This is a genomic window from Parvibaculum sp. (genome assembly GCF_049651025.1).
GTDB lineage: Bacteria > Pseudomonadota > Alphaproteobacteria > Parvibaculales > Parvibaculaceae > Parvibaculum.
This window is the reverse complement of the sequence record NZ_JBASBH010000051.1, coordinates 1-23,639: the sequence shown is the minus strand read 5'-3', so window position 1 is coordinate 23,639 and position 23,639 is coordinate 1. Positions and strand designations below refer to the sequence as shown.

Below are 23,639 nucleotides of genomic sequence, written 5' to 3'. Positions count from 1 at the left end.
TGTCGCCTGAACGGCGTCAACCCGGAAAGCGGACATGGGCAACATTGATAGCGATGTGCTCCTGCGCGCCTATGCCTTCGGGGTTTTCCCGATGGCAGAGGCGCGCGACGATCCGGAGCTTTACTGGATCGACCCCGAGATGCGCGGCATCCTGCCGCTCGACGCCTTTCATTTGCCCAAACGGCTGAAGCGCACCGTGCGCTCGGCGCGCTTCGAGGTGCGGATAGACACGAGCTTCCGGCAAGTGATGCTCGGCTGCGCGGAAACGGGCGCGGGGCGCGAAGGCACCTGGATCAACGACCGCATCCTCGAACTTTACGGCCAGCTTTTTGCGCGCGGCCATGCCCACTCCGTCGAGTCCTGGCAGGACGGGAGACTCGTCGGCGGGCTATATGGCGTTTCGCTCGGCTCGGTTTTTTTCGGCGAGAGCATGTTCAGCCGCGAGACCGATGCGAGCAAGGTTGCGCTGGTGCATCTCGTCGCGCGACTGATCGCGGGCGGCTACAAGCTTCTCGACACGCAGTTCGTCACCGAGCATCTGAAGCAATTTGGTGCGGTGGAAATTCCGCGCGATATCTATCGCGCACGGCTGCATGAAGCGACGCTCACGCGGGCGGACTTCAAGCGTCTGCCGACTGCTTACGGGGCCGGTGTGGCGGGCGCCGAAGCTGTTTTGCAGGTGTTGAGCCAGACGTCATAGACGGGGTGCTCCAGCCCGTTGAGGCCGGGGCTTTCAGCGAACATCCAGCCTTTGAAGATCGGCGCCGGATCGACGACATGCGTCTCTTCGTTGACCTGCCTGATTTCGACATAGGCGGCCGTCTGCGGCGATTCCTCTGGCGGCTTCTTGTCGCAAGAACGCACCAGCACCTCAAGAGCGCCGAAGCGCGCGGGCTTGTCCTTCGTCGCCTCGAACTTCGTCACATGCGCTGTGATCTTGTCGAGGCCGCTGAAGACGGCGACAGGATAAGGCTCCGCATAGGCAGGCGCCGCCGCGAGCCCGACGCCGACAAGCGCGCCGAAAAGAACATATCGATGAAGCGCTGAAGCCAAGGCTTTCAACCTATTGCGGTGTGGCGGGAGTGGCGGGAGTGGCGGGAGCCGCGGGCGCGTCCGGCGTTGCCGCCTTGCTGCTGCCGCTGCCTGTCGAGAAGATTGCCTGTCCGATCAGACCCATCAAATCGATCGAGCCTTGCGTGAAGGTGATCTCGCCGCCATCGGCCAGATATTCCTCGCTGCCGCCCGGCGTGAGCGCGATGTAATTCGAACCGAGCAGACCCTCGCTCGTGATCTTCGCGCTCGAATCGTCTGGGATCTTCACATCCGTCGCGAGGCTCATGGTGACCACGGCCTGATAATTCTTCGGATCGATCGCCTGCCCGACAACGGTGCCGACCTTGATGCCCGACAGACGCACGTCGCTGCCATTGGCCAGGCCGTCGACGCGGTCGAACTCTGCCTTCACATGATAGCCGGCGGCGCTGCGCATGCCCGAATTCGAGTAGCCATAAAATAGAAACACACCGGCGATAACGACGACGATGGCGCCGATAAGCGTCTCAACGAAATTGCTCTGCATACTCGTCCTCGGTTGATCGGCTCAAATGCGCGTGGGAAATCAGTGCGGACGCCAGGGCTCGTAATCGCCCGTCGCCTTGGGACGCTCGCCACCGCGAATAATGCTGCCCTTGGGGCGGTAGGCGCGCGGGGTTCCGGTCATGTTCGGCCGGTGCGGCAACTGCCAGGACCTGGGCGTGTAGTCTTCGTCGACCGGCGGAACGTCGACCGTATTGTGCAGCCAGCCATGCCATTCGGGAGGCACGCGCGATGCTTCGGCGACGCCATTGTAAATGACCCAGCGGCGCGGATATCCGCCGACCTTTTCGCCGTTACGCGCTTCGTAATACCGATTGCCCTGCCCGTCCGTGCCGACCGGCTTCCCGTTCTTCCACGTATAGAAGCGCGTACCCATGGTCTGGCCATGCCACCAGATGAAGATTTCGGAAAACAGGCTCATCAAATCACCGCCACGACGCCTCGCGAATGAGGCTGAACAAATCGATTCCGCCCCCGAAAGAAGGCGGGGCGAATATGGCATTCACAGGCGGGATGGTCCAGAGCCGGGGCGCGGCCCGTGTCAGTCGAGGGCCCAGACTTCGCTCGATTTCGGCGCGACCGCCGCGACAGGCTTCTCGGCAACCTTTGGAAGGCGCATTTCCTGACGATAGGCATCGCCCATCCGCACAAAGGGCCGATCATCTTCCAGCACCCAGCCGATACGCTGAAGAAGATTGGCGGGCGTTACAGGCTTCACCAGAAGTTGCGTCGCGCCTGCATCGAACGCTTCCCCGATGATCTGGCGCGAGGCGTGCGCAGTCAGCACGATGATCGGCACAAAACAATGCGGCTCGCCGCCGACACGGCGCACGGAGCGGATGAAATCGCCACCATTCATTGGCGACATTTCCCAGTCGGAAATAATGAGCGAGGGAGGACGGCGCGCGAGCTCGGCAAGACCGGCCGTGCCGTCACGCGCCTGACGCGCTTCGGCAAGACCGAAGCTGCGCAGGATGGTGCGGATCAGCAGGCGCATGTTCGCATTGTCGTCGACGATCAAAACGTCGAGCGATTTCAAAGGCATACCAAATGCTGTACTGACAAGCTGTGACATATCAGGCCCGATGCTCCCCATCTCGCGCCCTATCTTCGCGGTCGAACCATTACCGTTTCGATAACTGGCCGAATATCCCTACGGAAAGGCGATTCGGCGCCGAGACGGGACTACGGCAACGCAAGATGTGGCGTCATTATTGGGTTATGCCACTATGCCTTGACGTCAGACCGCTCAAGGCCCAAGATTTCTCTCTGCCAAGGGGCGGAGCGAGGCCGAACAGGATCACGACAAGACCACATCGAGGCGACTGAAAGTCTTTTGAAATCAAGCGATTGATTGCTTGAACCAAAAAAGACCAAAGGGCGCGGCGGTAGAACTTTGTCAAAAATCTGGAAGAGCCCTGCTCCACCCTGAACGAACGTCAAGTGAGCCAAGAAAGCCGGGGGGTCCCTATGCGTATCCAGCGTTGCTTCACCGTCGAAGGTCATTCGCCTTATGAGGGAATTTCCTTCCGAACAACGATGAGCGAGATACGCAACCCGGACGGCTCCATTGTCGGCAAGGCGGCGCAGGTTGTCGTGCCCGAGGCCTGGAGCCAGGTCGCCTCCGACATCATCGCCCAGAAATATTTCCGTAAAGCCGGCGTTGCGAGCGTGCTGCGCGCGGTGCCGGAAAAAGACGTGCCCGCTTTCCTGTGGCGCCACGAACCGGATCAGGAAGCGCTTGCGGCGCTGCCCGCTGAAGAACGCTTTGGCGGCGAACAGGATTCGCGTCAGGTCTTCGATCGGCTCGCCGGGACCTGGGCCTATTGGGGCTGGAAGGGCGGCTATTTCGACACGGAAGCGGATGCCAGCGCCTATCGCGACGAGATGGCATTCATGCTGGCGGCCCAGATTGCCGCGCCGAATTCGCCGCAATGGTTCAACACCGGCCTTCACTGGGCCTATGGCATCGACGGCCCGGCGCAGGGCCACTTCTATGTCGATCACGAAACCGGTGAGACGAAGCGCGCGACAAGCGCCTATGAGCGCCCGCAGCCCCATGCCTGCTTCATCCAGAGCGTGCAGGACGACCTCGTCAACGAGAACGGCATCATGGACCTCTGGGTCCGCGAGGCGCGGCTATTCAAATATGGTTCGGGCACGGGCTCCAATTTCTCGAACCTGCGCGGCGAGGAGGAAAGCCTTTCGGGCGGCGGCAAGTCATCCGGCCTGATGAGCTTCCTGAAGATCGGCGACCGGGCGGCAGGCGCGATCAAATCCGGCGGCACGACGCGGCGCGCGGCGAAGATGGTCATCGTCGATGCGGATCACCCCGACATCGAGCAGTTCATCAACTGGAAGGTCGTCGAAGAGCAGAAGGTGGCGGCGCTCGTCACCGGCTCGAAGGTCAACCAGAAGCATCTGAGCGCGGTGATGCGCGCCTGCGTCAACTGCGAAGGGCCGGAAGGCGATTGCTTCGACCCGAAGAAGAACCCGGCGCTGAAGCGCGAGATCATTGCCGCGCGCAAGATGCATGTGTCGGAGAACTATATTCAGCGCGTCATCCAGTTCGCGCGCCAGGGCTATACCGACATTGATTTCCGCACCTATGACACGGACTGGGATTCGGACGCCTATCTCACTGTGTCGGGCCAGAACTCGAACAACACCGTGCGCGTCACCGACGATTTCCTGCGCGCCGTCGAAGAAGACGGCGACTGGAGCCTCAAGCGCCGCACCGACGGCAAAGTGTCGAAAACGCTGAAGGCAAGCGAGCTTTGGGAGCAGATCGGCAATGCCGCATGGGCATCCGCCGATCCGGGCATCCAGTTCCATACGACGATCAATGACTGGCACACCTGCCCTGCCTCAGGCGACATTCACGCCAGCAATCCGTGCTCGGAATATATGTTCCTTGACGACACCGCCTGCAACCTCGCCTCGCTCAACCTGCTGACCTTCCGCGAAGAAGCGGGCCGCTTCGACGTCGAGGCGTTCGAGCATGCGGTGAAGCTCTGGACGGTGACGCTCGAAATCTCCGTGCTGATGGCGCAGTTCCCGAGCCGCGAAATCGCCGAGCGTTCCTATCGCTACCGCACGCTGGGCCTCGGCTTCGCCAATATTGGCGGGCTGCTGATGTCGGCCGGCATTGCCTATGACAGCCCGCAGGCGCGCAGCCTTTGCGGCGCAATCAGCGCCATCATGACGGGCGTTGCCTATGCAACCTCGGCGCAGATGGCAAAGGAACGCGGGCCATTCGCAGGCTATGCCGACAATACAGCGCATATGCTGCGCGTGATGCGCAATCACGCACGGGCCGCACATGGTGATGCTTCGGGCTATGAAGGCCTCAGCACGCCGCCCGTGCCGCTTGATGCTGCAAACTGCCCGCAGCGCGATCTTGTCGACCATGCGCGCGCCGCCTGGGATCTCGCCGTCGCGATGGGCGAACGTCACGGCTATCGCAATGCGCAGGCGAGCGTCGTTGCGCCGACAGGCACGATCGGCCTTGTCATGGATTGCGACACGACGGGGATCGAGCCGGACTTCGCTCTCGTCAAATTCAAGAAGCTCGCGGGCGGCGGCTATTTCAAGATCATCAACCGCGCTGTGCCGCAGGCGCTGAGCACGCTTGGCTATTCGACGCGCGAGATCGAGGACATCATCGATTATGCGGTCGGCCTCGGCACGCTTCGGCATGCGCCGGGCATCAATCACGACACGCTGCGCGCCAAGGGTTTCACGCCTGAAAAGATCGAGGTTGTCGAAGGTGCGCTGGCGACGGCTTTCGATATTCGCTTCGTCTTCAACAAGTGGACGCTGGGCGAGGATTTCTGCACAGAGGTTCTGGGCCTCGACGCTGAAGCGATGGACGATCTCGACTTCGATCTTCTTGCGGCCATCGGCTTCACCAGGGCGGCCATCGATGCAGCAAACCTTCATGTCTGCGGCGCGATGACCGTCGAAGGCGCACCGCATATCAAGGCGGAACACCTTGCCGTGTTCGATTGCGCCAATCCCTGCGGGCGCACGGGCACGCGCTTCCTTTCCGTCGAGAGCCATATCCGCATGATGGCGGCGTCGCAGCCCTTCATCTCGGGCGCAATTTCCAAGACGATCAATATGCCCAATGCGGCAAGCGTCGAGGATTGCAAGGCGAGCTACATGCTCTCATGGAAACTCGCGCTGAAAGCCAATGCGCTTTACCGCGATGGCTCGAAGCTTTCGCAGCCGCTCAACTCGCAGCTTCTCGACGACGAGGTGCTGGAAGAAGACGAGCCTGTCGTCGAACGCATCGCGGCGCTGCCGCAGCAGGAACGCGCGCGCGTCGTTGCCGAGAAATTCGTCGAACGCATTGTCGAGCGCGCAAACGAACGCCAGAAGCTTCCCGACCGCCGCAAGGGCTATACGCAGAAGGCGCTGGTCGGCGGCCACAAGGTTTACCTGCGCACTGGCGAATATGAAGACGGCACCATCGGTGAAATCTTCATCGACATGCACAAGGAAGGCGCCGCCTTCCGCAGCCTGATGAACAACTTCGCCATAGCGATTTCGCTCGGCCTGCAATATGGCGTGCCGCTCGAGGAATATGTCGAAGCCTTCACCTTCACGCGCTTCGAACCTGCGGGCCTTGTGCAAGGCAATGACAGGATCAAGAACGCGACTTCGATCCTCGACTATGTATTCCGCGAGCTTGCCGTCTCCTATCTCGGCCGCGCCGATCTCGGTCATGTCGATGCCAAGGAAATCGGCTTTGACGTGATGGGCGGCGGTGACGGTGAGGGCAAGCTGCCCGCCGCCAGCGTCGTCAGCCCCGGCTTCACGCGCAATCCGCAAATGGCGAACCTCTATATCGTGCGCGGTGGCGCAGCGACGACAATGCGCGCGCAGGTCGCGGGGGCAACGGCAACCAAGGCGATACTCGACGCGTCGGAACATGCCGAAGAGCTCGTCGTGCAGGCAACGTTGCGCAGCGAAAGCAATGTTTCGGGCTTCAATCGCATCTCCGAAGCACGGCTCAAGGGCTATGAAGGCGAAGCATGCGGCGAATGCGGCAACTTCACGATGGTTCGCAACGGCACCTGCCTGAAATGCGATAGCTGCGGCGGGACGAGCGGGTGTAGCTGAGCCCAGCCGGAGATATCCAATCCGTTAATATTTGAAGGGAGGATGCGGAGACGCATTCTCCCTTCTTCGTATGCGGATCGAAACCTGCGCTTGAGCGTTTATGTCAGAATACGCCGTTTTGCTGTCGTATTTTCGCCGGATTATGTGATTAAGTTTAAACGCTCACGTTATCAGAGGCGTCTTTCCTCTCGAGTCCTTCCGGAGGTGATCCAAGATGAAAATGAAAACCGTTCTCGCCGCTGTGGCCCTCATGGCCATGTCCAGCGCGCCTGCATTCGCGGCAGGCAACCTTTATGAGACGCTAAAGGCCGATCCGGAATTTTCGACGCTCGTCAAAGTCATTGATGCGACGGGCACGAAGCACAACTACACGTCGGGCACGCGCACCGTATTCGCGCCCACGAATGCCGCTTTCGACAAGATCAAGGGTGGCTATGACGACATGCTCAGCAGCACCGACAGGGAAAATACGCGCGCATTGCTGCTCTATCAGATCGTGCCTGGCGCCCATACGCCCGAAAGCCTCAAGGGCAAGACGGTAACGATCAATACGCTGCAGAAAGACCCCGTGACCATCGACGGCACGGGTAGCGCTATCCATTACGGCGGCGATTATGGCGCGAGCCAGTCCGGTGCGGCCATCAAGGCATCCAACGGCGTGATCATTCCCGTCGACAGCCTGCCCACTCCGGTTTTCTCGCAATCGGATGACAGCGCCGCGACGCCCGCACCGCATGAGGGCCTTGCGCCTTCCAATGGTACGCTGACGGCGCCTCCGAAAACGCAGCTCTAAAGGGCGGCGGTCAAAACCAGTCCTCGGCAGCAAAACTGCTGCCGAGCTCGGTCGGCGAAAGGTGCGTCAAATCCTTGACCACCTCGCCGATGACGAGCGTTTTCGTCGCGCTATCTATGGCGGCCCGCAAGTCGCCCATCATCTGGGGCGGAGCGACAAGAACGAGCTTGTCGAAGGCTTTCTCCCGCGCCTTCTCAGCCAGCAATTCCGCTATCTCTTCGGCGAATTTTCGCTTTGCTTCGCGATGCCAATCGACATGCGGCTGCACGGAGTGACGTGCGCTGCCCATGCTGTCGAAGACGCGGCCGGGCTCACTCGCCCCCTGTTCGCGCGTCGGCGGGTTGGGCATGCGCATCTCGAAAGGCAAGGCGGGTTCAAGCTTCTCGTGGCGCTTCCTGCTCGAATAGAAGCGCGCCGCTTCACCGTCCGCCACCACAATCCAGATATGAGGACGCTTCACCAGCTCACCTCCTTCTTAGACGGCTGAAAGTCGGTGCGACTATTTCTTGCCGTTGTCGAGCATGAAGGAAATTTTGGCGTTGATGCGATAGCTGGCGATCTTGTTGTCCTTGACCGTCGCTTCCATGTCCTTGATGTAAATCGACTTGATATTGTGCACGGTCTTTCCTGCCGTCTTGACCGCAACCGCCGCCGCGTCTTCCCAGCTCTTGTCAGACTCCGCGAGAACTTCGATGACCTTTAGCATGGCCGTCTCCTGTTTCAGCTCATGTGAGAGAACGGATATCGCCGCACCGCTCTGCGAGAGCTGGCAGCGTTGCACGTTTTGCGGCCGGATATCTTGATCCAGATCAAAGGCCTCGGTTCATCAACCTGGCGTTCAAACAGAAAAAGGGCGGGATATGATCCCGCCCTTTCGCATATTCAGTCCAGCTTGTGGCCGAGAGCCCTGGCTCCGTCAGCTCTTCTTTTCGAGCGGCGGCACGACGCGGATGTGGAGTTCCTTCAGCTGCTTCGGCTCGACTTCCGACGGGGCCTGCATCAGCAGATCCTGCGCCTGCTGGTTCATCGGGAACATGGTCACCTCGCGCAGGTTCTCGACGCCGGCAAGTAGCATGACCATGCGGTCGATACCGGGCGCGAGACCGCCATGCGGCGGGGCGCCAAACTTGAACGCATTGAGCATGCCGCCGAATTTCGTCTCGACGGTCGCCTGATCGTAACCCGCAATGCCGAAGGCCTTGTACATGATCTCGGGCTTGTGATTACGGATCGCGCCGGAGGAAAGCTCCACGCCGTTGCAGACGATGTCATATTGATAGGCGTTGATCGTCAGCGGATCCTGCGTCTCAAGCGCCTCAAGGCCGCCCTGCGGCATCGAGAAGGGATTGTGAGAGAAATCAACGCGCTTCTCGTCTTCGTTCCACTCGAACATCGGAAAATCGACGATCCAGCAGAACTTGAACACGCCCTCTTCGATCAGGTTCAGATCCTTGCCGATGCGCGTACGCGCAAGACCGGCAAAGGCGGTGAAGGCCTTGGGGAGTCCGGCGACGAAGAAGACGGCGTCGCCATCCTTCAGATTCAGCTCGGCGCGAATCTGCTCGGTGCGCTCCGGACCGATGTTCTTGGCAAGCGGGCCTGCACCTTCCAGCACGCCATTCTCGGTGCGCCAGAAAATGTAGCCGAGGCCCGGCTGGCCTTCGCCCTGCGCCCATGAATTCATGCGGTCGCAGAATGTGCGGCTGCCGCCGCCCGGTGCGGGGATCGCCCAGACTTCGACCTTGGGGTCCTTGGCAATCATGCCTGCAAAGACCTTGAAGCCCGAGCCGTCGAAAATATGCGTCGCGTTCGACATCTCGATCGGGTTGCGCAGGTCCGGCTTGTCGTTGCCGTATTTGCGCATCGAGGTGGCGTAAGGGATACGCGGGAAGGGGTGGCCGGAGACTTTGCGACCGTCCGCGAACTCTTCAAACAATCCATGAAGAACGGGCTCAATCGCAGCAAAAACATCGTCTTGGTCGACAAAGCTCATCTCGACGTCGAGCTGGTAGAACTCGCCCGGCGAACGGTCGGCACGCGCGTCCTCATCGCGGAAGCAAGGCGCGATCTGGAAATAGCGGTCGAAGCCCGCAACCATGATGAGCTGCTTGAACTGCTGCGGCGCCTGCGGAAGCGCATAGAACTTGCCGGGATGAACGCGCGAGGGAACAAGGAAGTCGCGCGCGCCTTCAGGCGAGGACGCCGTCAGGATCGGCGTCTGGAATTCGTTGAAGCCCGCATCCGTCATGCGGCGGCGCACTGAGGCGATGATCTTGGAGCGCAGGAGGATATTGCGATGCAGCGTCTCGCGGCGCAGGTCGAGGAAGCGATAGGTCAGGCGCGTCTCTTCCGGGTAATCGGGTTCGCCGAAAACCGGGAGCGGCAGATCCTGCGCTTCGGAAAGGACTTCGAGACTTTCGACCGCGATTTCGATCTCGCCGGTCGCAAGGTTCGGATTGGTGGTGCCATCGGCGCGGGCAACAACCTTGCCCTCGACCTTGATGACATATTCGGAACGGACCTTTTCGGCGAAGGCGAAGGCTTCGGCGCGGTCGGGGTCGAAAACAAGCTGCGTCAGCCCGAAATTATCGCGTAGATCGATAAAAAGCAGGCCGCCATGATCGCGCTTGCGGTGGACCCAGCCGGACAGGCGCACGGTCTCGCCGACGTTGGATTTCTTGAGCTGACCACAGTTGTGGCTTCGATAAAGGTTCATCGTTCCAAGGCCTTGATAATCAAAGACGAATCGCCGCAACGTAGCGGCGTGTACTGCCCGACGGGGGAAAAGCGCATGGAAGGCCTCGACTTGTCAAGGGTTGGGCCGTCCGAAGCCTGTCCTTCTCTTATCGCGCTGCATAGCCGCGTGTGCATGACAGGACCGCGACAGGGGAATTCTGATAGGTTATAGAGGCGCTGCATGATTATTGTCACCACAACCGCCGAGCTCGAAACCGTATGCGCGCGCCTGTCCGGCGCGGGCTTTATCACGGTCGATACGGAGTTCATGCGGGATTCGACCTTCTGGTCCAAGCTCTGCCTGATCCAGCTTGCCGGTCCCAATGACGAAGTCATCATCGATCCGCTGGCACCCGACATCGACCTTTCGGCCTTTTATGCGCTGATGCGCAACAAGAAGGTCGTGAAGGTTTTCCATGCGGCGCGGCAGGACATCGAAATCTTCTGGCACGACGCCGAAACCATCCCCGATCCGCTGTTCGACACACAGGTCGCTGCCATGGTTTGCGGCTTCGGCGACAGCGTGGGCTACGAGACGCTGGTGAAGCGGCTCGCGGGTGGCAGCGTCGACAAGTCGTCGCGCTTCACCGACTGGTCGCGGCGTCCGCTTTCCGACAAGCAGCTTCAATATGCCTGCGGAGACGTGACGCATCTGCGCAAGATCTATGAGGTTCTGGCGCGGCGGCTGACGCAGACGGGCCGTGCGCGCTGGGTCGCCGAGGAAATGGCGATCCTGCAAAATCCCGAGACTTATATTGTTCAGCCGGAAGACGCCTGGAAGCGGATCAAGACGCGCTTCAAGGGCCAGAAGGGTCTGGCCGTGCTGGTCGAAGTGGCGGCATGGCGCGAACGTCAGGCGCAGGAACGCGATTTGCCGCGCTCGCGCATTCTGAAAGACGATGCGCTGGCAGAAATCGCAACGCAGATTCCGCGCAGCATCGAAGAACTCGACAGGTTGCGCGCCGTGCCCAAGGGCATGTCGAACAGCCGCTCGGCCGCCGGGCTGATGGAAGCCATCGAGCGCGGGCTCGCCATGCCCGAGGACAAGATTCCCGTCGTCAAGGACGCCGAGCCCCTGCCCTCCGGCATCGGCCCGCTGGTCGAATTGCTGAAGGTGCTGCTGGCCATGCGTTGCGAGCAGCATGAGGTGGCGCAGAAGCTGATTGCCAAAATCGCCGACCTCGAGCTGATCGCCGCGCATGAAGAGGCGGATGTGCCTGCGCTTTCAGGCTGGCGGCGCGAAGTCTTCGGCGCGGACGCGCTACGCCTGAAACGCGGCGAACTTGCCATCGGCGCCAAGGGCAAGAAGGTCATGCTCATCGAAACGACGAAGGGCGGCGCGTAGCCACCGGCCCCCCTGCTTTACATCACATCTGTCGACTGATCCGGCCCCGTTCGGAGCCCTCCATGAGGCGGCCGAAATCCTGTCCGCTCATGTGAATGAGCGTCTTGTGATCGCCTGCCTCAAAATAGACATCAGGCAGTTCGGACAGTTGATCGTCGAGAAAGACCTTCATGCCGTATGGCTCGCCAAGCGGCGGCAGAGCGCCCATCTCGCAATCGACAAAGCGATGCTCGATTTCCTTTTCGGTCGCCAGGCCAAGCCGTTCGTGCATGAGGCTGGAAAGGCGCGCGAGATCCACTTTGCAGGTGCTGGGAACGACCGCGAGGCGGTAACCGCTATCGCTTTTGATCAGCACGGCCTTTGCCAGTTTCGCGCCGTGAATGTGAGCCCGCTCGGCAACGCGGCTCATTGAAATCTCGCGAGGATGCTTGACCTCCTCGTAGTCGATGCCGCGCACCTTCAGATAATTGTGCAATGTCGTCGCCATGGTCGCACCTCCTTGTCCAGCCGTAGCGGATTCAGAAAACGACAGCTCAGAACAGACAGCCATGCTGCCGCTTTGCCGGGTCGATCGAACATTGCAATTCTACGCTCGACGAGCGCTTGTGCCTAGCGCCCTACGCGCGTTTCGCCCTTGCGGTCGATGGCGCGAGCAAGCGCGCCGAGGCGCTTGGTGACGACTTCGCCAAGCAATGACTCATAGCGACGCGGCACGATGAGCGTGATGGTGCTCTTCGTGATTTCAAGCCGCGTCTTCGGCAACATGCCGGTGGTCGCGGCGCAAAGTGTGAATGCGAGACGCAGCGCGAGGCCGAGCACCAGCGCACGATGGTTTTCATTCTCGTTCAGCAGCCCGACAAGATTGCCGATCATCTCCGGCTCTCCCTTGCCTTCATGGCGATGGTAGAGCGTGCGAGCAATCAGCAGTCTTCCCGCATGATCGACGCCGGAGAACGGCGCAAACAGAATTTGCGTCATCGAATGATGGGCGCGGTAGTCGGGATGCACATACCAGCCGATATCGGCCAGGATGCAGGCCGCATGGCGAAGCCGCGCTTCTGCGGGCGTTTCGCCGACAACGTCATCGGCAAAAAGCGGCGCGGTCCAGGGCGTGAGTTCGGCGCCATGCTCGGGAAAACGTGCAAGCCGCATCGCAAGATCGCGCGCGCCTTCAATGAGCGGGTCTTTCGCCTGTTCGCGCTTGCCGAGATTGTCGAAGAGCAGTCCTTCGCGAAGACCATAGGCAGAGACGACGATCTCCTTGGCCTTCATTGCGGCGATCAACCGCTCGAGAACCAGTGCGCCGAAGGGCAGCGTATCAATGCGGCGTTCGGAGATATCGGGAATTTGCGCCAGCGTCTTGGGGCCGAGCTTCTCAATCACCTTGGCGATGTCCGAGGCATCGCGCGCCGGGATCACATATTCGTGCAGCACATGGATCGGATAGTTGCGTTGCGCCATATGGATGCGCGCCAGATTACGCCAGACGCCGCCGACGACGTAGAGCCTCTTGCCCTGAGACTCCTTCAGGAGATCGACCCCTTTAAGCGTCTTGTCGACAATCGCTTCCGCCGCGACCAGTGAACCGTTTGCCATATCCATGATGCGCAATGGGCCGAGCGGCAGCGTCATGCCTTCGTCAAGCCGCGTACCGCCGCTGACGCCGACAAGTTCAAGGCTCGCGCCGCCGAGATCGCCTACGATGCCATCGGCGCCGGGAATGCCGGACAAGACGCCTTGCGCAGAGAGGCGCGCCTCTTCCGTGCCGGAGACGAGAATGATTTTGAAACCGCAAATTTTTTCGGCACGAGCAAGAAACTCCTGCCCGTCTTCAGCGTCGCGCACTGCGGCGGTTGCGGCCACCACAAGGCGGCTGATGCCGATCTGCTCGCGCAGGGCGACGAAGCGTGTAAGCGCAGCCAATGCGCGCTCAATGCCCTTGGGGTCGAGCCGCCCGGTGCTTGCCAGCGTGCGCCCGAGACCGCAGAGCACTTTTTCGTTGAAAACGAGCACGGGGTTGCGAACCGCCGCCGCGTAGACGACGAGGCGGACGGAATTGGAGCCGAGATCGACGATGCCGAACCGACCTGCCGTCTTGCGGCCGTTCAATATGACCCCTTTATTCTCAAGCGGCTGTCAGTCCCTGCCCGCCTTGACCGCGAAGGTCGGCGGTAGATTTTGATGCAGGGATTTTCCACGGCCAGAGAGACTTGCGTTGTTCATGAAGTAGGTGTGCGCGTTAAACGGCTCCCCACCCTCCGGCACAGTTTGCCGTTCATAGGTACCATCGGACCGGAGGGACCAACTTTGCTGATTGTCTCTCAGATTCGCAACCATGATCTGATCCAGCACCTGATCGTGAACGGTCGGATTCAAGATGGGTACCAGCACTTCCACGCGACGATCGAGATTGCGCGGCATCCAATCGGCAGATGAAATATAGACCTTGGCCTTGTCCGACGGAAGCCCATGACCATTGCCGAAGCAGATGATGCGGGAATGCTCAAGGAAGCGCCCGACAATACTCTTCACACGAATGTTTTCGGAGAGATTCGGCACGCCGGGGCGCAGGCAGCAGATACCACGGATCACGAGCTCGATTTTTACGCCGGTGCGGCTCGCCTCATATAGCGCGTCGATGATTTCGGGATCGACAAGCGAATTGAGCTTTGCCCAGATCGCACCGCGCCGTCCTGCCCTGGCATGTTCCATCTCCGCCTTGATGTGAGACAGGAGCCGGGGACGCAGGCTCGCAGGCGAAAGCGCCAGCAGGTTCAAATCTTTCGGCTCGGCATAGCCGGTGATGAAATTGAATATCTGCGATACATCGGCGGCAAGCAGCGGGTCGCAAGTGAACATCGACAAGTCGGTATAAATTTTCGCTGTGACCGGGTGATAGTTGCCGGTGCCGAAATGCACATAGGAGCGCAAGCTGCCACCTTCGCGGCGGACAACGAGCGAAAGCTTGGCATGCGTCTTCAACTCGATGAAGCCGAAGACGACCTGTACGCCTGCGCGTTCCAGATTGCGCGCCCAGACGATGTTGGCAGCCTCGTCGAAACGAGCCTTGAGTTCGACCAGCGCGGTCACTGACTTCCCGGCTTCCGCGGCCTCGATCAGCGCCTGAATGATGGGGCTGTCTTTTGAGGTGCGGTAAAGCGTCTGCTTGATCGCAACGACATCGGGATCGGCTGCGGCCTGACGCAGAAATTGCACCACGACGTCGAAGGATTCATACGGGTGATGGACAATGATGTCCTTGGAGCGGATCGCCGCGAGGCAGTCGCCGCCGTGGTCGCGAATGCGTTCTGGGAAGCGCGCATTGTAAGGCGGGAACTTGAGGTCGGGGCGTTCGTCGACGATGAGCTGCGTCGTCTGGGCAAGGCCAAGCAGCCCGTCCACCATGACGAGTTCCTTGTCGCCCACGCCAAGCTCCGATACGACGAGATCGCGCAAAGAGGGCGGCGTTTTCGCCTGCATCTTCAGGCGGATGACGCTGCCGCGGCGGCGGCGCTTCAATGCGCTTTCGAAATAGCGCACGAGGTCTTCGGCCTCTTCCTCGATTTCAATATCGCTGTCGCGCAGCAGGCGGAAAGCACCCTGTCCGATCACTTCGTAGCCCGGAAACAAACGGCCAAGGAAAAGGCCGATCATATCTTCCAGCGTAACGAAGTGGATCAACGCGCCGACTTCACGGTCCGGCAAACGGACAAAGCGCTCCACCTGTGTCGGGATCGGCAGCAGCGCATTCATCGACTTGCCATCGGTCTGGCGGCGCAGATGCAGCGCCAGTGCAAAACCGAGATTGGGAATGAACGGAAAGGGATGTGCCGGGTCGATCGCGAGCGGCGTGAGAACGGGGAAAACCTGTTCGAGGAAACGGTTTTCGAGCCAGGAAAATTCTTCGGGCGTCACCTCATGCGGCGCAAGCACGGCTATGCCCGCCCCGCGCAGCTCGCCGCTGATCGAAAGCCATTGGCGCTGCTGTTCCTGAAGGAGCCTGTTTGCGGCGGCGTTCACCATGTCGAGTTGCTGAGCCGCCGTGAGGCCGTCCTGGCTCAAGCTATCGACACCGGCCCGCACCTGCCCGCGCAGGCCCGCGACGCGGACCATGTAGAACTCATCAAGGTTGGAAGCGGAGATCGACAGGAAGCGCAACCGCTCCAACAAGGGATGATTGCGGTTCGCCGTTTCTTCCAGCACGCGCGTATTGAAGGCGAGCCAGGAGAGTTCGCGATTGATGAAGCGGTCCGTCGCGCTCATCTCGATCGACAGCGTCGGTTTTTCCTCGTCCGGCAGCACATCGGGCGCAGCACCGGACTCCGCCTTGCGCGCCAGAGGCGGAAGCGGGGTCACGGATTTCGTCTCGCCGGAGACAGAAACGGGGCGTTGCGTAGTGGTCATTGACGTACTCATTCGGGTGCGGACGGGTCCACCCCTTGTCGCCTGAGTTTACGTCAAACATATGACCGAGTCATTGCGGGGGATTTGGTCATTTCCCCGGCTATGGGTAGCCGATCAGGGCAGATTCAGCTCTTCCAGCACCTGCGCGGCAAGCGGAACGGTGATGGGGCGTTTGCCGGACAGCGAGGCACGGTCCAGAGCCTCGACAACATCGCGAGCGACCGAGATGCGACGTTCGATGCGGCTCGCCACATAGGCGATCAGCGGCTCGGCCACGCGAAGCTGGCGGTCATCGAAAAGCTTCACGAGGACGCCAGCGAGAAGCGCGTCGTCCGGCCCGCCCAGTTCGGCATGAGGCAGGGCCTTGAGGCGGGAGGCGAGATCGGGAAGGCGGATGCCTAGACGCGCCGGCGCTTCGCGCGCGGTCATCAGAAGGAAAGCGCCCTCTTCCTTCACCAGATTGAGGAGGTGGAAGAAAGTGCGCTCGGCTTCGTCGTTCAGGGTCGCGACGTCCTCGACGATAATCGCGCGGGCGGCAACGAGCGCGGGCACGTTCGCGCCTGCAAGCTCGGCTGCATCGATACTCACGGCGCCGCTCATCTCGCGCCAGACCTCGGCGAGATGCGTCTTGCCGCTACCCTGCGGCCCGGAAATCGCAACGGCCGGGCCCGGCCATGCAGGCCAGGCGTCGATCAGCGCGACGGCCGTGGTGTTTGACGGGCCGACGAGAAAGTCGTCGCGCCCGCGCGCGGTGCGGTGGCCGAGTTCGAAGACGAGTTGACGGGGCATCTAGCTCTCGACGTCCGGCGGGTTCAGCGGATGCGGCGCATCCGTGCCCCAATAAAGTTTGCTCTGCTCATAGCGCGAGATGCCGAAGCGGGCGATGACGCCAATGGCGGCGGAGACAGGCAGCGCAAGCAGCGCGCCAGCGAAACCAAACAGCGAGCCGAATGCGAGAAGCGCAAACATGACCCAGACGGGATGCAGCCGCACCTTGTTGCCGACCAGCTTGGGCTGAAGAAAATTTCCCTCGATGAACTGGCCGAGAACGAAGATACCGACGACGAGGCCGATATGCGTGTAGTCGGGCCAGAACTGGAAACAGGCCAGCGCAACCGACGCCACAAATCCCGTGATCGTTCCCAGATAGGGAATGAAACTCAAAATGCCTGTCAGTATGCCGACGACGAGGCCAAACCTCAGCCCGACGACCGACAGGCCGACTGCGTAAAAGACGCCGAGAAAGAGGCACACTATGCCCTGGCCGCGCAGAAAGCCTGCCAGCACTTCATTTATTTCGCGGGCCAATCCACGGATCGTCTCGGCATGCTCGCGCGGCAGAAGTTCGTCGACGCGCGCGATCATGCGATCCCAGTCGAGCAGCATGTAAAATGCGACGACCGGCGTGATGACGATGAGCGAGATGAGGCCGACAAGCGCGAGGCCCTGTGAGCCGATCGACGTCAACAGGCTGAGGAACCATGAGATACCGCCGCCCGCCACATCGGTGACGGCTTTCTTGATTTCCGCGTTTTGGCCGAGGAGCCGTGCTAGTTTGCCGTCGCTTGCTTCGAGCAGGAAAGTGCGCGCGCCCTTCACGATGCTTGGCAGGACTTCGATGAAGGCGATCGTCTGCTGATAGAGAAGCGGCAGGATGATGATCGCCACGGCAACCGTCAGCAAGGTGAAGACGACAGAGATGATCGTCGCCGCCATCAGGCGCGACAGGCCGCGCTCCTCAAGGCGATCGGCCAGCGGGTCCAGAAAATAAGCGAGTGCGAGCCCGGCCACGAATGGCAGCAGGATATTCGAGAGCAGCCACAGCAGAAATGCGAAGGCGAGGATCGCGCCGATCCAGATTGCCGTCTGGCGCTGCATGCTCATGGGGACGCTCCTATCGGACGCGGAGCGACCAGCCGCCCGCATCCTGGCTCAAGGCGACGTTGGCTTGCGCGAGCGAGAGCGCAAGCTTGTCCGGCGTACCGCGATAGCTGATCTGCACTTCGGCGCCGCGCGCTGCAATGCCGGAAACCTGCAATCCGTTGACGAGCGGTGTCGAGGACAGGCCCTTGCGGATTGCTTCCCACTGATCGAGGCCGGTGAAGTATGCCGAGGCGGTCAATTGCGACTGCTCTCCCGCCTGCACAATGGTGTCACGCTTCCATTGTTCGCCGAGCGCATCGAGAACGCCGGAGGCGGCAGCATCCAGATTGTCAAAGGAGCGTTTGACCGGCGCGGTAGGGGCAGCGACGCCATAGCTGTTGACGGTTACATCGATCTTGGAGCCATTCTCGACGGCGAAGGCGACGATAACGTCATCGGTGCCATAGCGCTGAGCGAGATTGGCCAGCGCCGCCTTGTCTCCCGCCAGCGCCTGTGCGGTCGTCACCAGCGTGAACTCCTGCACATCGCCAAGCGGCATGATGAGCGGCGTGATCGCATTGACCAGATCGAGACGGCTCATTGCATCGCGCCACGGGTTCGGGTCTTCCCAGAGAATGCGCGTGCCGGGCTTTTCATAGACAGCCAGCAGCAGAGCGGGCTTTGCCTGCGTCTCGCCATAGGCGATGCCGCTGCGCGCCAGCAGACGCCTGACGGTGGCAGGCTGGAAGCTCACATTGAGGTCGGCGATATAGCGGGTCGAGCTGGTTTTCTCGCTCGCCACCTGAAAACCGCGCACCGCGTCCTGCGCCGTATTGCCGTCGACCTGCGGCAGCGAGGCCCAGTCCGACGGCAAGGTGAGGCGTTTCATCAGATCGGTCAGCGCCTGACGCTGGCCCTTGGTCTGGGCGATGGTCCGCGCCTCGGTGGCGCTTTTGGCCGTTTCGTCGACGTGAACGCCCCGCACCGTATAAAGATCGGCGGCCTGTGCTGCCGGGCTGGCGAAAACGCTCGTGCAAATTGCCGCAAGGGCCACAAACTGGAATAATCGTTTCATTCGGTAGGCCCTTGATCCGTCTCACTTTTGGCCAAGCAACGCCGCTTGGCCCGAGCCGGAGATTATAGCATCGCAAGAGCCCAGCGAAGGGCGGATGAGGCAATTTTCCCCATAGGGGCAATTCAGCCCCCCTTCCCCTTGCTTATGAAGGCAATTTCGGGTGTTTTGTGCCCGAACCACGAGCCCTTCGATTCAAGAGAACCGGACACCCGCATGGCAGCCCCCAAGGATCGCCCGAACGGCTACACCTATGCGCAAGCTGGCGTCGACATAGACGCAGGCAATGCGCTGGTACGCGCCATTGCGCCGCTTGCCCGCTCAACGCGGCGACCGGGCGCAGATGCAGAGCTTGGCGGCTTCGGCGGCCTCTTCGATCTCAAGGCGACGGGCTACAAGGACCCGGTTCTGGTCGCGGCCAATGACGGCGTCGGCACGAAGCTGAAAGTCGCCATCGATGCGGGCCTGCATGACACGGTCGGCATCGACCTTGTTGCCATGTCGGTCAACGATCTCGTGGTGCAGGGCGCGGAGCCGCTGTTCTTCCTCGACTATTTCGCCACCGGCAAGCTCGACGTGGAGATTGCGAAGTCCGTCATCGCCGGGATCGCCGAAGGTTGCCGTCAGGCAAACTGCGCGCTGATCGGCGGAGAGACGGCGGAAATGCCCGGCATGTATGCGCCGGGCGATTACGATCTTGCAGGCTTTGCAGTCGGCGCTGTGGAGCGGACCGAGGTGCTGCCGCGCGCCGATGTGGGCGCAGGCGATATCATCCTCGGGCTTGCCTCGACGGGGTTTCACTCCAACGGCTATTCGCTGGTGCGCCGCGTCGTTGCCGATCATGGCTTTTCTTATGCGGCGCCCTTCCCGCTTAATCAGGACATCACCGTCGGCGAAGCGCTGATCGCGCCGACGCGCATCTATGTGCGCAGCGTGCTGAAGGCGATCCGCGAGACGGGGGCGGTGAAGGCGCTGGCGCATATCACCGGCGGCGGCTTTGTCGAAAACATTCCCCGCGTTCTGCCGGACGGCATCGTTGCGGAAATCGACGGCGCGTCGTGGCACATGCCGGATGTGTTCCGCTGGGTGATGAAGCTCGGCGGCATCGAAGAGGCCGAGATGGGCCGCACCTTCAACTGCGGCATCGGCATGATTGCCGTCGTACCGGAAGCGAAGGCGGACGAGGTCGCCAAGGTTCTGACAGAAGGCGGCGAGACGGTCTGGCGCATCGGGCATCTTCGCGCGCAAAAGGGCGACGAGGCTCGCGTCGAAATCAAAGGCGCAATCGGAAGCCTCAAGTGAAAGTCGGCGTTCTCATCTCGGGCCGCGGCTCGAACCTGCAATCCCTGATGGATGCTTGCGCCACACCGGGTTTTCCAGCCGAGATCGCCATCGTCATTTCAAACAAGGCCGATGCGGCAGGCCTCGACATCGCCCGCGCCGCGAAGATTCCCGCCAGGGTCATCAGCCATAGCGATTATCCGACGCGCGAGAGTTTCGACGCGGCGCTGGATGCGGCCTTGCGCGAGGCGGGTGCGGAGTTCATTTGCAGCGCCGGCTTCATGCGCATCCTGTCGGATGGTTTCGTCGAGAAGTGGCGCGACCGGCAGCTTAACATCCACCCTTCCCTGCTTCCTGCTTTCAAGGGTCTCCATGTGCATCGGCGCGTGCTGGAAGCAGGATGCCGCGTGACAGGCTGCACTGTGCATTTCGTGCGCGCCGCCATGGATGAAGGCCCCATCGTCGCGCAGGCGGCCGTCGCCGTGCATCCCGGCGATACGGAAGAAACGCTTGCCGCGCGTGTGCTCGAAGCGGAACACAAGCTCTATCCGTTGGCGCTGCGGTTCGTTGCAGAAGGCCGCACGCGCATCGTCGAGGAACGCGTTCTGATCGACGGCGAACTCGCCAGCACGCAATCGATCTTGCCGGTGCCACCGCTTTAGCCGTCAGCGGCCTTGCCTATCGTCCCATTGGACCTATTTTGAAAAGGCATCCCCGCCACCCGAGGAGGTTTCTTCATGCGCGTCGCCCTACCCAGCCTTGCCGCCACGGCAATCGCCGCCTTCATGCTGCTCGGCGCGAGCGCGGTTCAGGCAATCGACGAAGTGGTGACGACGGAGACAGGCCGAATTCGCGTCCAGACATTCGCCGAAGGGCTGGAACATCCCTGGGGCCTCGCTTTTCTGCCGGACGGGCGCATGCTGGTGAGCGAACGCGAAGGCCGATTGCGCATTGTTTCCGCCAAGGGCCATCTCTCGCCGCCGCTTGCAGGCGTGCCGAAAGTCGATGCGCGCGAGCAAGGCGGCTTGCTGGATGTGGCGCTCGATCCCGACTTCGCGGACAACAAGCTCGTCTATCTGAGCTTCACCGAGCCGGGCAAGGACGATACGAACAGCACGGCGGTTGCGTGCGGGACACTCACCGACACAGGGCTTGTCGATGTCAAAGTCATCTTCTCGCAGCAGCCGAAAGTTCGCAGCACACTGCATTTCGGCTCGCGTCTCGTCTTTGACGGCAAGGGGCATCTCTTCATCACTCTTGGCGAGCGTTCCAAAAATGAATTCCGGGGACAGGCGCAGAATCTGAATTCCGATCTCGGCAAGGTCATCCGCATCAACACAGACGGCTCCATCCCGAAGGACAATCCTTTCGTCGGCAAGGCGGGCGCGCGGCCCGAGATATGGTCGCTCGGCCATCGCAACCAGCAGGGCGCAGCGCTGAACCCGGCCACGGGCGAGCTATGGACCGATGAGCACGGGCCGAAGGGCGGCGATGAAATCAACATCGTGCGGGCTGGAAAAAACTACGGCTGGCCCGTTGTCTCCTACGGCGTCAATTACGATGGAACGCCGGTTGGCAGCGGCAAGCAGACAGGAGCGGGTTTCGTGGACCCGATCCATTATTGGGTGCCGTCGATCGGCGTCTCCGGCATGGCGTTTTACACCGCCGACGCCATTCCAAAATGGAAGGGCAACCTCTTCGTCGGCGGCATGGCAATCCCCAAGCTCGTGCGCCTCGAACTCGAAGGCAACAAGATCACGCATGAGGAAGCGCTGCTCGCGGAACTCGGCTCACGCATTCGCGCGGTCAAGCAAGGACCGGATGGCGCGCTTTATCTGCTGACGGATGATGGCGAGGATCAGATATTACGACTGACTGCGGCGGAGTAAGACGCTGCATCACCGAGGCCGCATCCTTCGAGACGCCGCTTTGCGGCTCCTCAGGATGAGGAGCGAAGCCGGGAATCTTCCAAGCACGACCCTCAATCCTCATCCTGAGGAGCAATGTGCCAGCATTGCGTCTCGAAGGATGCGGCCCGCGATACTTTAAAGCGGCTGGCTCGTGAACGGCGCCTTCAACTGGCCGAGAAATGTTTCCGGCATCGGATGATTGATCCCGATATCGACAGGCGGACGGCGCGGTGAGTTGTAGAAGGTGCCGAATAGCTGGTCGAATATCACCAGGTTTTCGCCATAGTTGCGATTGCCCTCTGCCAGAACTTTCGAATGGTGCCAGCGGTGCAGGCAAGGCGTGTTGAAAACGTAGTTCAGCACGCCGCAGCGCATCTCGATATTGCAATGGGTCAGCATGCCGATGATGGCCGTAATAGCGCTGACAAGCAGCAGCACATCCTGCGGTGCGCCAAGCGCGAGCAGCACTGGGATGCCGACCGCAAGGCCGGTCACCGTATCGACGAGATGGAAGCGGCCGGTATTGAAAAACCACAGCCGCGTCACGCTGTGATGAACGGCATGAAAGCGCCATAGCCACGGCCATTCATGCGCGAGCCGGTGCTTCCAGTAGAGGCCGAACTCCGCCACGACGAGACCAAGCGCAACCTGCGCGACCAGCGGCCAGTGCATCGGCCAAAAGCTGTTGTCCACCGGCGCAAGCCAGTCCGCGATCCCCATGAAGATGATGAAGGTGATGAGGACCTGCGCAAATCCCTTGTTCAGGATGGTGTGCGCGAGGTCTGCCGGCATCTGCCCGTCATTGGCGAGCCATGCACGCTCATGCGGCATCACCCGTTCGAGCACCGCTATGGTCAGCGCGAGCATGAGATAGGTCACATTGAAGGCGATGACGCCATGCCCCGTCTTCATGCCGAGATAGGTCGCGCCGAGCGCGCCGCCGAAAATGGCCGGCCAGAGGATGTAAGACAGAAAACGGCGCAAATTGCCTCCAGCGGCTGTCAGGCTCCCAATGTCGGTAGCGGGTCAGCATGTACGCATCCGGCGGATAAAAAAAGCCCCGCCGTTGCCGGCAGGGCTTTTCATCAAAGGTCGGGCTGAATTCAGCCGACAATCTCTTCCGGCTTGAAGAAATATTTGATTTCTTCAGCGGCGGTTTCCGGGGCGTCGGAACCGTGGACCGAGTTCGCCTCGATCGATTCTGCAAATTCCTTGCGGATCGTGCCCGCATCGGCGTTGGCCGGGTTCGTCGCGCCCATGACTTCACGGTTCTTCGCGACGGCGTTTTCGCCTTCGAGGACCTGGACCACGACCGGGCCGGAAATCATGAAGGAAACGAGGTCGTTGAAGAAGGGACGCTCCTTATGGACCGCGTAGAAACCCTCGGCCTGCGCCTTGGTCATGTGGATACGCTTGGAAGCGATGACGCGAAGGCCCGCTTCTTCCAGCTTGGCTGTGACCTTGCCGGTGAGGTTCCGGCGGGTCGCGTCCGGCTTAATGATCGAAAAAGTG

The 23,639-nt window shown here is 61.0% G+C and carries 22 protein-coding genes; 7 read left to right on the top strand and 15 right to left on the bottom strand.

Going from position 1 to position 23,639, the window contains the following annotated elements; all coding sequences use genetic code 11:
* The first annotated feature begins 34 nt into the window (after window positions 1-34).
* Window positions 35-700: a leucyl/phenylalanyl-tRNA--protein transferase gene (gene aat, locus WA943_RS06505; RefSeq protein WP_424469045.1), complete on the top strand. Its 666-nt coding sequence runs from the start codon at window positions 35-37 to the stop codon at window positions 698-700.
* On the opposite strand, the gene WA943_RS06500 is transcribed toward aat, so the two are convergent.
* The 4 genes from WA943_RS06500 to WA943_RS06485 all read right to left on the bottom strand — a co-directional run bounded on the left by WA943_RS06500 (window position 640) and on the right by WA943_RS06485 (window position 2,641).
* Window positions 640-1,053, bottom strand: a complete 414-nt coding sequence (locus WA943_RS06500) for a DUF2155 domain-containing protein (protein ID WP_424469044.1) — start codon at window positions 1,051-1,053, stop codon at window positions 640-642. The genes aat and WA943_RS06500 overlap by 61 nt on opposite strands.
* A gap of 10 nt (window positions 1,054-1,063) precedes the next feature.
* Window positions 1,064-1,579 (bottom strand): outer membrane lipid asymmetry maintenance protein MlaD, encoded by a 516-nt coding sequence (gene mlaD, locus WA943_RS06495; protein ID WP_424469043.1) that lies wholly within the window; start codon window positions 1,577-1,579, stop codon window positions 1,064-1,066.
* A gap of 39 nt (window positions 1,580-1,618) precedes the next feature.
* The gene (locus WA943_RS06490; RefSeq protein ID WP_424469042.1) at window positions 1,619-2,017 is read right to left on the bottom strand and encodes an NADH:ubiquinone oxidoreductase subunit NDUFA12; all 399 of its coding nucleotides are present in this window, start codon (window positions 2,015-2,017) and stop codon (window positions 1,619-1,621) included.
* Between the two features lie 120 nt (window positions 2,018-2,137).
* Window positions 2,138-2,641 (bottom strand): response regulator, encoded by a 504-nt coding sequence (locus tag WA943_RS06485; RefSeq protein ID WP_424469041.1) that lies wholly within the window; start codon window positions 2,639-2,641, stop codon window positions 2,138-2,140.
* Between the two features lie 425 nt (window positions 2,642-3,066).
* Here WA943_RS06485 and WA943_RS06480 point away from each other — a divergent pair, with 425 nt between their 5' ends.
* Both WA943_RS06480 and WA943_RS06475 read left to right on the top strand, forming a co-directional pair.
* Window positions 3,067-6,723 carry a vitamin B12-dependent ribonucleotide reductase gene (locus WA943_RS06480; protein ID WP_424469040.1) on the top strand — a complete coding sequence of 1,219 codons (3,657 nt, stop codon included), beginning with the start codon at window positions 3,067-3,069 and terminating at the stop codon, window positions 6,721-6,723.
* A 214-nt stretch (window positions 6,724-6,937) separates the two neighbouring features.
* Entirely contained in the window at window positions 6,938-7,516 is a 579-nt protein-coding gene (locus WA943_RS06475; RefSeq protein WP_424469039.1) for a fasciclin domain-containing protein, read from the top strand.
* 10 nt (window positions 7,517-7,526) lie between these two features.
* On the opposite strand, the gene WA943_RS06470 is transcribed toward WA943_RS06475, so the two are convergent.
* From WA943_RS06470 to aspS, 3 genes are all read right to left on the bottom strand, one after another.
* Window positions 7,527-7,976: a host attachment protein gene (locus WA943_RS06470; protein ID WP_424469038.1), complete on the bottom strand. Its 450-nt coding sequence runs from the start codon at window positions 7,974-7,976 to the stop codon at window positions 7,527-7,529.
* A gap of 39 nt (window positions 7,977-8,015) precedes the next feature.
* Entirely contained in the window at window positions 8,016-8,222 is a 207-nt protein-coding gene (locus tag WA943_RS06465) for a dodecin family protein (RefSeq protein WP_424469037.1), read from the bottom strand.
* Window positions 8,223-8,432: 210 nt separating this feature from the next.
* The gene (gene aspS, locus WA943_RS06460; protein ID WP_424469036.1) at window positions 8,433-10,232 is read right to left on the bottom strand and encodes an aspartate--tRNA ligase; all 1,800 of its coding nucleotides are present in this window, start codon (window positions 10,230-10,232) and stop codon (window positions 8,433-8,435) included.
* A gap of 207 nt (window positions 10,233-10,439) precedes the next feature.
* Between aspS and rnd the strand changes: the two genes are divergently transcribed.
* A complete protein-coding gene (gene rnd / locus WA943_RS06455) occupies window positions 10,440-11,597 on the top strand; it encodes a ribonuclease D (RefSeq protein ID WP_424469055.1) in 1,158 nt (385 codons plus the stop codon).
* A 22-nt stretch (window positions 11,598-11,619) separates the two neighbouring features.
* Here rnd and WA943_RS06450 read toward each other — a convergent pair whose 3' ends face one another.
* From WA943_RS06450 to WA943_RS06425, 6 genes are all read right to left on the bottom strand, one after another.
* Window positions 11,620-12,084 carry an aminoacyl-tRNA deacylase gene (locus tag WA943_RS06450; RefSeq protein WP_424469035.1) on the bottom strand — a complete coding sequence of 155 codons (465 nt, stop codon included), beginning with the start codon at window positions 12,082-12,084 and terminating at the stop codon, window positions 11,620-11,622.
* Between the two features lie 122 nt (window positions 12,085-12,206).
* Window positions 12,207-13,706 (bottom strand): exopolyphosphatase, encoded by a 1,500-nt coding sequence (locus tag WA943_RS06445; RefSeq protein ID WP_424469034.1) that lies wholly within the window; start codon window positions 13,704-13,706, stop codon window positions 12,207-12,209.
* A 27-nt stretch (window positions 13,707-13,733) separates the two neighbouring features.
* On the bottom strand, window positions 13,734-16,001 hold the full coding sequence (locus WA943_RS06440; RefSeq protein WP_424469033.1) for an RNA degradosome polyphosphate kinase: 2,268 nt from the start codon (window positions 15,999-16,001) through the stop codon (window positions 13,734-13,736).
* A 114-nt stretch (window positions 16,002-16,115) separates the two neighbouring features.
* The gene (locus tag WA943_RS06435) at window positions 16,116-16,790 is read right to left on the bottom strand and encodes an HdaA/DnaA family protein (protein ID WP_424469032.1); all 675 of its coding nucleotides are present in this window, start codon (window positions 16,788-16,790) and stop codon (window positions 16,116-16,118) included.
* Window positions 16,791-17,885 carry an AI-2E family transporter gene (locus tag WA943_RS06430; protein ID WP_424469031.1) on the bottom strand — a complete coding sequence of 365 codons (1,095 nt, stop codon included), beginning with the start codon at window positions 17,883-17,885 and terminating at the stop codon, window positions 16,791-16,793. It abuts the gene before it with no gap.
* Window positions 17,886-17,895: 10 nt separating this feature from the next.
* Complete coding sequence (locus WA943_RS06425) at window positions 17,896-18,939, bottom strand: DUF2066 domain-containing protein (protein WP_424469030.1); 1,044 nt, start codon at window positions 18,937-18,939, stop codon at window positions 17,896-17,898.
* Window positions 18,940-19,152: 213 nt separating this feature from the next.
* On the opposite strand from WA943_RS06425, the gene purM reads away from it, so the two are divergent.
* The 3 genes from purM to WA943_RS06410 all read left to right on the top strand — a co-directional run bounded on the left by purM (window position 19,153) and on the right by WA943_RS06410 (window position 22,106).
* A complete protein-coding gene (gene purM, locus WA943_RS06420; RefSeq protein WP_424469029.1) occupies window positions 19,153-20,238 on the top strand; it encodes a phosphoribosylformylglycinamidine cyclo-ligase in 1,086 nt (361 codons plus the stop codon).
* Window positions 20,235-20,879, top strand: coding sequence for a phosphoribosylglycinamide formyltransferase (purN, locus tag WA943_RS06415; protein ID WP_424469028.1), 645 nt, complete (start codon window positions 20,235-20,237; stop codon window positions 20,877-20,879). The genes purM and purN overlap by 4 nt, the downstream gene beginning before the upstream one ends.
* A gap of 75 nt (window positions 20,880-20,954) precedes the next feature.
* Entirely contained in the window at window positions 20,955-22,106 is a 1,152-nt protein-coding gene (locus tag WA943_RS06410) for a PQQ-dependent sugar dehydrogenase (protein ID WP_424469027.1), read from the top strand.
* A 156-nt stretch (window positions 22,107-22,262) separates the two neighbouring features.
* Here WA943_RS06410 and WA943_RS06405 read toward each other — a convergent pair whose 3' ends face one another.
* A complete protein-coding gene (locus tag WA943_RS06405; protein ID WP_424469026.1) occupies window positions 22,263-23,111 on the bottom strand; it encodes a sterol desaturase family protein in 849 nt (282 codons plus the stop codon).
* Window positions 23,112-23,230: 119 nt separating this feature from the next.
* The coding region (ndk, locus tag WA943_RS06400; RefSeq protein ID WP_424469025.1) for a nucleoside-diphosphate kinase at window positions 23,231-23,639 on the bottom strand (409 nt) is incomplete at its 5' end.

What these genes read in the sequence shown, in the direction of transcription:
- aat (WP_424469045.1), top strand. Translation starts at nt 35, where the DNA reads ATGGGCAACATTGATAGCGATGTGCTCCTGCGCGCCTATGCCTTCGGG.
- mlaD (WP_424469043.1), bottom strand. Translation starts at nt 1,579, where the DNA reads ATGCAGAGCAATTTCGTTGAGACGCTTATCGGCGCCATCGTCGTCGTT.
- WA943_RS06490 (WP_424469042.1), bottom strand. Translation starts at nt 2,017, where the DNA reads ATGAGCCTGTTTTCCGAAATCTTCATCTGGTGGCATGGCCAGACCATG.
- WA943_RS06485 (WP_424469041.1), bottom strand. Translation starts at nt 2,641, where the DNA reads ATGCCTTTGAAATCGCTCGACGTTTTGATCGTCGACGACAATGCGAAC.
- WA943_RS06480 (WP_424469040.1), top strand. Translation starts at nt 3,067, where the DNA reads ATGCGTATCCAGCGTTGCTTCACCGTCGAAGGTCATTCGCCTTATGAG.
- WA943_RS06475 (WP_424469039.1), top strand. Translation starts at nt 6,938, where the DNA reads ATGAAAATGAAAACCGTTCTCGCCGCTGTGGCCCTCATGGCCATGTCC.
- WA943_RS06465 (WP_424469037.1), bottom strand. Translation starts at nt 8,222, where the DNA reads ATGCTAAAGGTCATCGAAGTTCTCGCGGAGTCTGACAAGAGCTGGGAA.
- aspS (WP_424469036.1), bottom strand. Translation starts at nt 10,232, where the DNA reads ATGAACCTTTATCGAAGCCACAACTGTGGTCAGCTCAAGAAATCCAAC.
- WA943_RS06450 (WP_424469035.1), bottom strand. Translation starts at nt 12,084, where the DNA reads ATGGCGACGACATTGCACAATTATCTGAAGGTGCGCGGCATCGACTAC.
- WA943_RS06440 (WP_424469033.1), bottom strand. Translation starts at nt 16,001, where the DNA reads ATGACCACTACGCAACGCCCCGTTTCTGTCTCCGGCGAGACGAAATCC.
- WA943_RS06435 (WP_424469032.1), bottom strand. Translation starts at nt 16,790, where the DNA reads ATGCCCCGTCAACTCGTCTTCGAACTCGGCCACCGCACCGCGCGCGGG.
- WA943_RS06430 (WP_424469031.1), bottom strand. Translation starts at nt 17,885, where the DNA reads ATGAGCATGCAGCGCCAGACGGCAATCTGGATCGGCGCGATCCTCGCC.
- WA943_RS06425 (WP_424469030.1), bottom strand. Translation starts at nt 18,939, where the DNA reads ATGAAACGATTATTCCAGTTTGTGGCCCTTGCGGCAATTTGCACGAGC.
- purM (WP_424469029.1), top strand. Translation starts at nt 19,153, where the DNA reads ATGGCAGCCCCCAAGGATCGCCCGAACGGCTACACCTATGCGCAAGCT.
- WA943_RS06410 (WP_424469027.1), top strand. Translation starts at nt 20,955, where the DNA reads ATGCGCGTCGCCCTACCCAGCCTTGCCGCCACGGCAATCGCCGCCTTC.